The organism is Caulobacter sp. 17J80-11 (assembly GCF_014349105.1).
Lineage (GTDB): Bacteria > Pseudomonadota > Alphaproteobacteria > Caulobacterales > Caulobacteraceae > 17J80-11.
This window is the reverse complement of record NZ_JACSJI010000022.1, coordinates 55,196-66,122: the sequence shown is the minus strand read 5'-3', so window position 1 is coordinate 66,122 and position 10,927 is coordinate 55,196. Positions and strand designations below refer to the sequence as shown.

The following is a 10,927-nucleotide window of genomic DNA, read 5'->3' as shown; positions in this document are numbered from 1 at the left end:
CGCTCTATCGCGATCCGCCGGTGATGGTGCTGGACGAGCCCAACTCGCACCTCGACTCCGAGGGCGAGGCGGCCCTGCTGAAGGTGCTGCGCGCGGTGAAGGCGCGCGGGGCGACGGTGATCATCATCGCCCACCGCACCGGCGTGCTGACCTCCGCCGACAAGCTGGTCGTGATGCGCGACGGCATGGTCGACCTCTTCGGACCGCGTGAGGAGGTGGTCGCCCGCCTCTCGCAGCCCGAGCCCAAACTTCCACGCACACCCGCGCCGGCTGACGCCGGCTGACCTCGAGCTCGATCATGGCCCTGACCGACGACTTCAAACCGCCCGTGCCGTCGGCCGGCGGCGCCGCCGCGACCACGGAGCCGGAGATCAGCGATGCGCCCAGCCGCGAGCTTTGGGTGGGGGGCGCCATCGCCGCCCTGTTCTTCATCCTGTTCCTGGGCTGGGCGGCCTTCGCGCCGCTCGACGCCGGGGCCTACGCCCACGGCCAGGTGGTGGTGTCCGGCAGCCGCCAGGCCGTGCAGCACCGCGAAGGCGGGGTGGTCTCGGCCATCCACGTCAAGGAAGGCGACGAGGTCACGCGCGGCGAGGTGCTGGTCGAGATCAACGCCGCCGACCTGCGGGCCAACGAACGCGCCCTGACCAGCCAGGTGATCGCTCTGGAGGCGCAGCGCGCCCGCCTGGCGGCCGAGCGCGACCACCTGCCCAACATCGTGCCGCCGGCCGAGTTCGCCGTCCTGCCGGCCGCCGACCGGGTGCTGGCCGACGAGGCCATGCGCCTACAGGAGCTGCAGTTCACCGCCCGCCGCGGCTCGCTGCAGGCGCAGCACGCGGTCCTGACCCAGCGGGTCAACCAGCTCGATCAGCAGATCGAGGGCTACAACCGCCAGATCGCGTCCAACCGCGAGCAGCAGAAGCTGATCCAGGAGGAACTGGAGGGCCTGAAGAGCCTGGCCGCGCGCGGGTTCGCGCCGCTGACCCGGGTGCGCGCCGTGGAGCGGACCGCCGCCTCGCTGGAAGGCGACTACGGCTCCTATCGCGCCGAGGTCGCCAAGTCTCGCGAGGCCATTGGCGAGACCAAGATGGAGATCGTCTCGGTCGACCGGCAGGCGGTCGAGGAGATCGCCGACCAGCTGCGCCAGACCGAGGATCAGCTGAATGAAGCCTCGCCCAAGCTGACCGCCGTGCGCGACCAGCTGAGCCGCGCCGAGGTGCGCGCGCCGGTGGGCGGCGAGGTGGTCGGCCTGACCGTGCACACGGTCGGCGGGGTGATCCAGCCCGGCCAGACCCTGATGGAGATCGTGCCCAAGAACGCCCCGCTGGTGATCGAGGCGCGGGTGCAGCCCAACGACGCCGACGACCTGCACATCGGCCAGGCCACGGAGGTGCGGTTCAGCGCCTTCCACGAGCGCGATCTGCCGATCATCCACGGCCGTCTGACCAAGCTGTCGGCCGACAGCTTCGTCGATGAGAAGACCGGCCAGCGCTACTACCGCGCCGAGGTGTCGGTGCCCCCGCAGGAGCTGGTGGAGCTGCGCCGGGTCCGCGGGGCCGAGACGGTGCTGAAGCCCGGCCTGCCGGCCGAGGTTGTCGTCCCGCTGCGCAAGCGCACGGCCCTGCAGTACTTCTTCGAGCCGCTGCAGCAGTCGCTGTGGCGCTCCTTCCGAGAGCACTAGCGGGCTTTTCCGCCGGTTTGACGGGCTTCGGACCCGGTCCGATCCAGGCGGATCGGGCCGGGTTCTGCGTCCGGTGAAGCTTTCTCGGGAACCGTTAAGCCAGTTCGCAGCTTTACCGTCCCGGCGGTTCCGCGGGCGGACCCGGACCCGCCGTTGTGAAGTCGCTGAAGCCCGGTCGGATCGAACCGCGGCGCGGTGACGGCGGAGGGGAGAACTGCCGCGATGACCCGCTTGATCGTCCTGTTTGTTTGTGTGGCCCAGATCGCGCTGGCCGGATGCGCCCAGGTAAGCGGCATCATGAAGAAGCCGCCTGAGGTCCGGGCGTCCGCCATGTCCGCCGAATACCAACTCGGCCCGGCCGACAAGATGCGGGTGCTGGTGTTCGACGAGCCGAACCTGTCGGGCGAGTTCGTCGTCTCCGGCGCCGGCCAGGTGTCCTACCCGCTGGTCGGCGACGTGATGGCGCAGGGCCTGACGGTAGCCGAATTCCAGGGCGAGCTGCAGAGCCGGCTGGCCGCCGGCTACCTGCGCGACCCGCGGGTCAGCGTGGAAGTGCTCGCCTACCGGCCGTTCTACATCCTCGGCGAGGTCAATAAGCCGGGCCAATACCCGTTCACCGACGACCTGACGGTGCTGAACGCGGTCGCCGGCGCCTCCGGCTTCACCTACCGCGCCAACACCAAGCGGATCTTCATCCGCCACGCCGGCAGCGCCGCCGAGACCGAATACACCCTGACGTCGACCACTCCGGTCCTGCCCGGCGACACCATCCGCGTGGCGGAGCGCTTCTTCTGAGCGCGACGGCGTTGCTCGCCAGGTTCCATTCCCGGAGGGGGGAGATGAGGCTGAAGCTCCTGCGTTCGTCGTCCTGCGCGGTGCTGTTCGCAACCGCCGCCGTGGCCGCGGCCGGTTCCGCGGCCGCCCAGGACACGTCGTTCGCGCGCGACCACAATGTCGGCGTCCGCGACCGGCGCTTCCCGGGCTACGACGCGCTCGGGCTGCGGGCCGGCTCCTTCCTGCTGTTCCCCTGGGCCGAAGCGGGCGTGGTGTGGAGCGACAACATCTTCGCCACGCCGGTCGACGAGCAGTCCGACACCGTGCTGACCCTGTCGGCGGCGCTGCGCGCCCAGTCGCAATGGTCGCGCCACGCGCTGAACGGCTTCGTCGAGTTCAACAACCTCGAATACATGGACTTCAGCGACGAGAGCCACGCGGAGTGGGGCGTCGGGGTCGACGGCCGGCTCGACCTGGCGCGCGGCAGCAACCTCGCCGGGGGGGCCCAGTACCACGAGCTGGTGCAGCCGCGCTCGGACGCCTCCACGCCCGTCGACGCGATCGAGCCGGTCACCTACAACCTGACCACCTTCAACGGCAGCGCCTCGCACGAGGTCGGCCGCTTCCGGCTGGGCGCCGACATCGGCTGGTCCGGCTACCGCTACGACGCGGTCCAGACCCTGTTCGAAGGGCTGCAGTCCCAGTCCTACCGCAACGAGGACGTGCTCTACGGCGGCGTGCGGCTGGACTACGCGATCAGCCCGGCGGTGGCGATCTACGGCTCGGTGCGCGGCAACGACCGCAGCTTCGAACAGCAGCCGAACCTGACCGACGACAATCCTCAGAACGACGTCGACCGCGACTCCTCCGGCTGGGACGTCGGCGTCGGGGTCGACTTCGACCTGACCCACGCGGCGCGCGGCCACGTCCTGATCGGCTATCTCGAACAGGACTACCAGGACCCCGACGCCACGACCACCGACGGCCTGGCGATGGACGCGTGGATCGAGTGGTTCCCCACCCAGATGACCACGGTCACCCTGTCGGCCGACCAGAGCATCAACGACACCACGGTCGGCGACGCGGCCGGCACCCTGACCACCGCGCTGGGCATCCGGGTCGACCACGAGCTCCGGCGCAACCTGATCCTCTGGGGTCGGGCCAACTGGGCCCAGGACGACTACGACGGGATCTCCCGGATCGACGACCGGGTCGATTACGGCGTGGGCGCCGACCTGAAGTTCAACCGCCTCGTGGCGGCGCGCATCAGCTTCCAGCACTTCGATCGGACGTCGTCAGGCGGCGATCCAGGCTTCGAATACACCGAGGACCGCTTCGGCGCGGTCCTGGTGCTGCACCCCTGACCTTTAACGGGCGGACGCCATGAACCTCTTCCGCAGCAACCCCCAAGACCTTCAGGGTTCCGACCCCCGTCCCTACGGCGGCGTGCCCGATCCGCGCGACCTGATGGCGCGCTTCCGCCGGCGATTGCCGCTGTTCGGACTGGTGGCCGGCACGGTCTTCCTGGCCGCCGTGCTGGTGACGCTGCGGGCCACGCCGCAATACACCGCCACCGCCTCGGTGCTGATCGATCCGCGCAAGCAGGCGGTGCTGAAGCTCGACCAGGTGATATCGCAGCTCCCGACCGATTCCAGCGTGGTCGACACCGAGGCGCGCATCATCAATTCGCGCGCCGTCGGCGAGCGGGTGGTCCGGCGGTTGCGCCTCGACCAGGACCCCGACTTCGCCTCCAAGCCGTCCGGCAAGGCGATCCAGGCCTCGCTGGCCGGCGGCGCGGGCGCCGCGGCGCCCGAGGGCGCGGTGGACGCCGTTTTGTCGCAGATGTGGGCGAGCCGGGTCGGCCTTACCTATGTGATCGACGTCGGCTTCACCTCCACCGACCCGAAGAAGGCGGCCCGCATCGCCAACGCCTTCGCCGAGGAATACATCAACCAGCAGCTCGCCGCGAAGGCCGGCGCCAACGACAAGGCCAGCGGCTGGCTCAAGGCCAAGCTCGACGAAATGCGCCGGCAGGCCGAGGCGGCCGACGCCGAGGTGCAGACCTACAAGATCAATCACGGGCTGTTGAGCGCCGAAGGCGCGACCATGGCCGAGCAGGAGATCTCGGTCCTCAACCAGCAGATCGCCGAGGCCCAGGCCGACCAGGCCGAGAAGGAGGGCCGTCTGGCCGCCGCGAGGGCGCAGGTGCGTCGCGGCGGCGGCGGCGCCGACACGGCCGCCGCGCTCGGCTCCGACGTCATCCGCCAGCTGCGCGGTCAGCGCGCCGAGGTCAGCCGCCACAAGGCGGAGCTGGAAAGCCGCTACGGGCCGCGTCACCCCGACGTGCAGAAGGTCAATCAGGAGCTGGCCGACTACGACGTGCAGATCGACGCCGAGATCAAGCGGGTGCTCTCCAACCTCGAGGCTGAAGTGCAGGTCGCGCGTCAGCGCACCTCCTCGCTGGTCGGCAGCCGCGGGACCTCGCGCGGCAATCTGGCCAACAACAACCGCGCCCAGGTCGGTCTGATGGAGCTGGAGCGCAAGGCGATGGCGACCCGGGCCATCTACGAGGCCTTCCTGAACCGCTCGAAGGAAACCGCGGCCCAGGCCGGCATCCAGCAGGCCGACGCGCGCGTGGTGTCCTACGCCCAGACCCCGAGCCGTCCCAGCGCGCCGAACACCCGGCTGAACCTGGCGCTGGGCCTGGCCTTCGCCCTGGCCGCGGGCATGGCCTCGGTGGTCACCGCCGAGGCGCTGGACAGCGGCCTGCGCACCGGCAAGGAGGTGCGCAACCGCCTGGGCCTGCCGATGCTGGGGGCCGTTCCGGTGCTGGGCTCGGTCGCCGCCGCCGCCGACCGCGGCTCGCTGAAGCCCGAGGACTACCTGCTCAAGCGCCCGCGCTCGGCTTTCGCCGAGTCGTTCCGAAGCCTGAAGACCTCGCTGTTGTCCTCGCGTGGCGAAGACCTGGTGCAGGTGGTCGCGGTCACCTCGGCCCTGCCGGAAGAAGGCAAGACCCTGACGACCTTCTGCCTCGGCCGGCTGGCCGCCGCCGCGGGCCAGAAGGTGGTGGTGGTGGATTGCGACCTGCGCCACCGCAGCCTGACCCAGAAGCTGGAGGGCGGCGTCCGCAAGGGCCTGTTCGAACTGCTCGCCGGCAAGGCGTCGCTGGACGAGGTGCTGCGGCTGGACAAGGCCAGCGGCGCCCAGGTTCTGCCGATCGCCGAGGGCTCGTGGAGCGACCCGGAGATCTTCCGCAGCCCGGCCATGCAGAAGCTGCTGGCCGAACTGCGCCATCGCTTCGACCTGGTGCTGCTCGACACCCCCCCGATCCTGGCGGTGTCCGACACGCGCGTGCTGGCCACCCGGGCGGACGCGGTGCTGTACCTGCTGCGCTGGGCCAAGACGCCGGAGATGGCGGCCAAGAACGCGCTGGAGCAGCTGGCTGCGAGCGGCGCCTTCGTGCCGGGCGTGGCGCTGACCCAGGTCGACCTGCGCGAGCAGGCCCGCACCGGCTACGGCGACGCCGCCTACTATTACGGCTCGGTCCAGAAGTACTACGCCGACTGACGGTCGGCCGCGTCCGGAGAGGGGTCTTCGATGACCATCGACACTCAGGCGGCCCAATCTCAGGCGGCGCAGCCCTGGCGTGCGCCGCGGGTCGCCCCGACCGCGTTCGCCAGCGGCCGCTACTGGTCGCCGGAATGGGTCTTGAGCTTCGGGTCGTTCATCGCCCTGCTCACCGTGGTCGCGACCGACGGCAAGTCGCTCTACGTGATGCTGGGCCTGCTCGGCCTGTATCTCATCGCGTTCTGGAAGGAGGCGCTGACGGCCATGCTTCCGGTGGCGCCGCTGCTGGCCCTGCCGGCGCTGGCGATGGCCTCGACCCTGTGGTCGGAAGCCCCGATGGAGAGCTTCCGCCACGGCCTGCAGTTCGCCCTTACGGTGTTCATCGCGCTCCTGATCGCGCGGCGCACGCCCGGGCCGGCGATCATCGGCTCGGCTTTCTCGGCCCTGCTGCTGGCCGGTCTGCTTTCCCTGCAGTTCGGCCGTTGGGTGTCGGTCGGCTTCCAGCAGGGCACGGCCTTCGCCGGCATCTTCGGCAGCAAGAACGAGATGGCGGTGATCGCCAGCCTGCTGGCGCTGGCCGCGGGCGCCGCAGTGGCCGACCCGCGCCAGCCGATGATCATGCGCATCGGCGGCGTCGGCGGCCTGATGCTGGCGGCGCTCTTGCTGCGCACCAGCCAGTCGGCCGGCGCGGTGGTCTCCACCATCCTCGCCGGCGGCCTGTTCGTGATCCTCATCCTGATCACCCGCATGCGGTTCAAGTGGCGGGCCCTGGCCGCCGCGGCCGTGCTGCTCGCCACCGTCCCGGCCGCCTTCATGGCCGAGCAGCAGGCGCGCACGGGCGAGATCACCATCCTGCGCAAGTTCGGCAAGGACCCGACCCTTACGGGGCGGACCTATCTGTGGCAGCGCGCCGAAGGCTACATCGCGCGCAGGCCGGTGCTGGGCCACGGCTACCAGGCGTTCTGGCGACGCGGCTCATTGGAGGCCGAGGGGCTCTGGCGCTTCGCCAACATCCGCAGCCGCGCCGGCTTCAATTTCCACAACCAGTACATCGAGGTGCTGGTCGAGCTGGGCTGGGTCGGGCTGGTCACCCTGGTCACCACCCTGGCCGTCGGCCTCGCCGCCTTCGCCGCGCGTCTGATGTTCCAGCCGACCCCGACCGTGGCCTTCGGGGCGGCGGGGTTCCTGCTTCTGCTGTCGCGCACGCCGCTGGAGTCGATCGTCCTGGTGCAGTTCAGCGTGGCGACCTTCGTCCTGTTCCTGACCGCCGCCCTCGCCCTGGCTCCGGAACGGCGGCTCCAGCGCTGAGAAAGTCCGGCCTCGCGCCGACCGAAAACCTTGGAACCACCGACGGCCAAGTTTGTTTGTCCCGGAGCAGCCGACCCCGCTCCCGCGGAGGACGCGGCGGGGGACAGTATGATCGCCGAACAGTCAGGTTCGTCCGCCGCAGAAGGGTCCAGCCTGTTCGCCGGGGCCGTCTGGGCGACGCTGAACGCGGGCCTTTCGGTGGCCTTCCCGCTGCTGCTGTTCGTGTTCTTCGCCCGGGTGGTGCCGCCGGCCCAGCTGGGGGTGGCCGCCGCCGCCCTGGCCGCCCTGGAACTGATCAAGGCGCTGGGTCCGCAGGGTCTCTACGAGGCCCTGCTGCAGGGCGAAGCGCGGCTCGAGGAACAGCAGGCCGCCACCGGGCTTCTGCTCGCCGCGGGCGCGGCCGGCGCGGCGTCGTTCGTCATCCTGACCTTCGCGGCATCGGGCGTCTGGAGCGAGCTGCGCGGCATGCGCGGGGCGGTCGCCCTGCTGGCTCCCAAGGTGCTGTTCGACCTGCTGCTGCTGCAGCCCCAGGCGGCGCTCGCCCGGCGCGCGGCGTTCCGGCCGCTGGCGGCGCGGGTCATGCTCGCCAACCTGCTGGCGGCCGTCGTCGGCGTCGGGGTGGCGCTGGGCGTCAAGCCGCTGTGGGGCCTGATCGGCGCCTACCTCGCCCAGTCGGTCTTCCTGTTCCTGTTCACCGCCGCCTGGTCGCGCGCCTTCGCCCGCCCGGTCTGGGCGCCGGCCGCCTTGCGCCCGATGGCCCGCCAGGCCGGCCTGGCCTCGGCCGTGCGGCTGGCCGGGGCGGCCAACAACTATCTCGACCAAGTGCTTCTGGCCCTGTTCGTGCCGGCCGCGGGCCTGGCTCGCTTCAATCTGGGCAAGCGCATCGAGGCGACCCTGGTCACCGCCCAGGCGGCCTTCTCGGGCGTGCTGTTCCAGCCGGCCTTCGCGGCCGGCGATCCGCAGCAGCGGGCCCAGGTGATCCGTCGCGGGCGGGCGCTGCTGACCGCCGCCTGCGGCCTGCCGACCGCAATCTTCGCCGCCAACGCCGAGCCGCTGATCACCCTGGTGTTCGGCGCGCGCTGGGCTCCCGCCGCGGTTCCGGCCGTGCTGCTCGCGGTCGGCGGCCTGGCCCGCCTGCACGGCGGCGTGCACGGGGCCCTGCTCTCGGTTTCGGGGCGTAACGGCGGGTTGCTGACCTATGCCGTCGCGTCGGCCGTGGCCGGCGCGGCCGCCCTGATCGTGACGGCGCCCTTCGGTCTGACCGCCATCGCCGCCGCGCTCGCGGCCAAGAACCTGATCGCCTTGGCCGCCGTGGCCGTGATGACCCGCGCCGACGCGCCCCGCCCGATCCTCACCCTGATGCGCGACGCTGTCGTACCGACCCTGGCCGCCTGGCTGTCCGCGCTCGCCGCCGCCCAGGCCATGCGCCTGACCGGGGTCGATCCGCTGGCCGTCGTGGCGGTGTCCGCCGCCGTCGGCTTGGCCGTCGGGCTGTGGAGCGTGCGCGGCGGCCTGGTCGAACTCGTTCGTGAACGTCGCCTTCCCGTCGGAGAGCCCGCCCCGTGTCGTTGAACGCTTCAGTCCCAGACGTCCTGGTCGTCGTCCCCTGCCTCAACGAGGCGGCTCATCTGGACGGCCTGCTGGAGCGGTTGCTGTCCGACGCGGCCGTGGACCGGTGCCGGATCGTAGTGGCCGACGGCGGCAGCACCGACGCCAGCCGCGCGATCGTGCGCCGGTTCTCGGCCCGCGATCCGCGCGTCATTCTGCTGGACAATCCCGCCCGCCTGCAGAGCGCCGGCGTGAACCTGGCCGCCCGCCGGTTCGGCCCTGGCTGCGCGTGGCTGATCCGCCTCGACGCTCACGCCGGCTACCCGCCCGACTATTGCGCGGGCCTGCTCGCGGCCGCGGAACGTACCGGCGCAGACTCGGTGACCGTGCCCATGCGCTCGAGCGGCGGCGGCGCGTTCCAGCGCGCCGTCGCGGCGGCTCAGAACTCGCTGCTGGGCGCGGGCGGCTCACGCCACCGCCGCACCGGCGCCGGCGGCTGGGTCGACCACGGCCACCACGCCCTGATGCGGCTGGACGCCTTCGCCGAGGCGGACGGTTACGACGAAAGCTTCGCGGCCAACGAGGACGCCGAGCTGGACGTGCGCCTGACCCGGGCCGGCCGGCGGATCTGGCTGGAGCAGGACCTGATCGTCACCTACTTCCCGCGCCCCCGTCCGGGCGCGCTGTTCCGTCAGTACCTCGCCTACGGCGAAGGCAGGGCGCGCACCGTGCTCAAGCACCGGCTGGTCCCGCGCCTGCGCCAGGCCGCGCCGCTGGCGGTCGCGCCGGCGGTGCTGCTGGCCGCCGCGGGCGCCGCCTGGGGCCCGCTGGCCACCCCGGCCGCCCTGTGGGCCGGCGGCTGCCTGGCCTACGGCGCCTGGTTGGGCTTGCGCGAGCGGGACGCCTGGGCCGCCGGGTCCGGCGCCGCGGCCATGGTCATGCACCTGGGCTGGTCGCTCGGCTTCTGGCGACGGCTGCTCGGCCTGGGATCGGCGCCGCGCCGGGCGGAGGCGCGCGCGTGAAGCTGATCGCCTGCCGCAACGCGCGGCCCAACTTCGGCGACGATCTCAACGGCGTCCTCTGGCCGGCGCTCGCGCCCGAGCTGTTCGACCAGGACAGGAGCGAAGGCTTCCTCGGCATCGGCACCATCGTGGGCATGCCGACCCCGGGCATCGGCTTCCTGCACGTGTTCTCCAGCGGGGTCGGCTACGACCGGCTGGACGGCTGGAAGACGCCGCGCCGGCTGTGGTGCGTGCGTGGTCCGCTGTCGGCGCGCGCGCTCGGGGCCGAGCCGAACCTCGCCCTGACCGACGGCGCCGTGCTGGTCCCTCGCCTGCTCGCGAAAGAGCCGCCGGCGACCGGCGGCGGAGAGACCGTGGTGGTCCCCCACTGGGAGAGCCTGGACGTCCCCGGCTGGCCGGAGGCCTGCGCCCTGGCCGGGCTCGAGTTGCTCAGCCCAGCCCACGCCGACCCGCTGGCGGTGTGCCGGCGCCTGAGCCGGGCGCGGCTGGTGCTGACCGAGTCGCTGCACGGGGCCATCGTCGCCGACGCCTTCGGCGTGCCTTGGGTCCCGCTGGCCACGAGCGGCAACTTCTCGGCGTTCAAATGGACCGACTGGTGCGCCTCGGTGGGCGTGGCCCTCGACCCGCTGGTCGTGCCGCCGCCCTCGGCGGAGGCCTGGGTCCGGTTCGGCCGGCCGCGGCTGGGCGATCTGGGCCGGCGGGTCCGCGTCGACGCCGACCAGGCCTGGCGCGAATACGAGGCGCGCGCCGACGCGCCCGCCCAAGGGCGGAGCCTGCGCAGCCGGGTCAAGGCGGCGGCGCTGAAAAGCGGACTGGTCCGCCGGACGCTGGGCCTGTCGCCGGCCCGAACCGCCGAGGCGTTGCGCCGGGCGGCCGAGGCCGCGCCCTGCCTGTCGGACGCCGCGCGACGCGCGGCGCTGGCCGGGGAGATGCTGGCGCGCCTGTCGGCCTTGCGCGCCGAACGGGCTCCGTCGCGCCGTCCGGCCGTGGTCGGCGGGCGCGCAACTTCCGGCGCTCAGGCCGGTTAAGG

At 72.1% G+C, this 10,927-nt stretch carries 8 protein-coding genes and 1 pseudogene; all 9 read left to right on the top strand.

What is annotated here, in order from left to right:
* Positions 1 to 284: pseudogene (locus H8B08_RS17505) on the top strand (type I secretion system permease/ATPase); the annotation flags it as partial.
* A gap of 14 nt (positions 285 to 298) precedes the next feature.
* Positions 299 to 1,678 carry an HlyD family type I secretion periplasmic adaptor subunit gene (locus H8B08_RS17500; protein WP_187451481.1) on the top strand — a complete coding sequence of 460 codons (1,380 nt, stop codon included), beginning with the start codon at positions 299 to 301 and terminating at the stop codon, positions 1,676 to 1,678.
* A 222-nt stretch (positions 1,679 to 1,900) separates the two neighbouring features.
* Positions 1,901 to 2,473, top strand: coding sequence for a polysaccharide biosynthesis/export family protein (locus H8B08_RS17495; protein WP_187451480.1), 573 nt, complete (start codon positions 1,901 to 1,903; stop codon positions 2,471 to 2,473).
* Positions 2,474 to 2,517: 44 nt separating this feature from the next.
* Positions 2,518 to 3,816 carry an outer membrane beta-barrel protein gene (locus H8B08_RS17490; protein ID WP_187451479.1) on the top strand — a complete coding sequence of 433 codons (1,299 nt, stop codon included), beginning with the start codon at positions 2,518 to 2,520 and terminating at the stop codon, positions 3,814 to 3,816.
* 19 nt (positions 3,817 to 3,835) lie between these two features.
* The gene (locus H8B08_RS17485; protein ID WP_187451478.1) at positions 3,836 to 6,019 is read left to right on the top strand and encodes a GNVR domain-containing protein; all 2,184 of its coding nucleotides are present in this window, start codon (positions 3,836 to 3,838) and stop codon (positions 6,017 to 6,019) included.
* Positions 6,020 to 6,049: 30 nt separating this feature from the next.
* Positions 6,050 to 7,327, top strand: coding sequence for an O-antigen ligase (locus H8B08_RS17480; RefSeq protein ID WP_187451477.1), 1,278 nt, complete (start codon positions 6,050 to 6,052; stop codon positions 7,325 to 7,327).
* 108 nt (positions 7,328 to 7,435) lie between these two features.
* Positions 7,436 to 8,899 carry an oligosaccharide flippase family protein gene (locus H8B08_RS17475; RefSeq protein ID WP_187451476.1) on the top strand — a complete coding sequence of 488 codons (1,464 nt, stop codon included), beginning with the start codon at positions 7,436 to 7,438 and terminating at the stop codon, positions 8,897 to 8,899.
* On the top strand, positions 8,890 to 9,897 hold the full coding sequence (locus H8B08_RS17470) for a glycosyltransferase family 2 protein (protein WP_370545522.1): 1,008 nt from the start codon (positions 8,890 to 8,892) through the stop codon (positions 9,895 to 9,897). The genes H8B08_RS17475 and H8B08_RS17470 overlap by 10 nt, the downstream gene beginning before the upstream one ends.
* A complete protein-coding gene (locus H8B08_RS17465; RefSeq protein WP_187451475.1) occupies positions 9,894 to 10,925 on the top strand; it encodes a polysaccharide pyruvyl transferase family protein in 1,032 nt (343 codons plus the stop codon). The genes H8B08_RS17470 and H8B08_RS17465 overlap by 4 nt, the downstream gene beginning before the upstream one ends.
* Positions 10,926 to 10,927 lie beyond the last annotated feature (2 nt).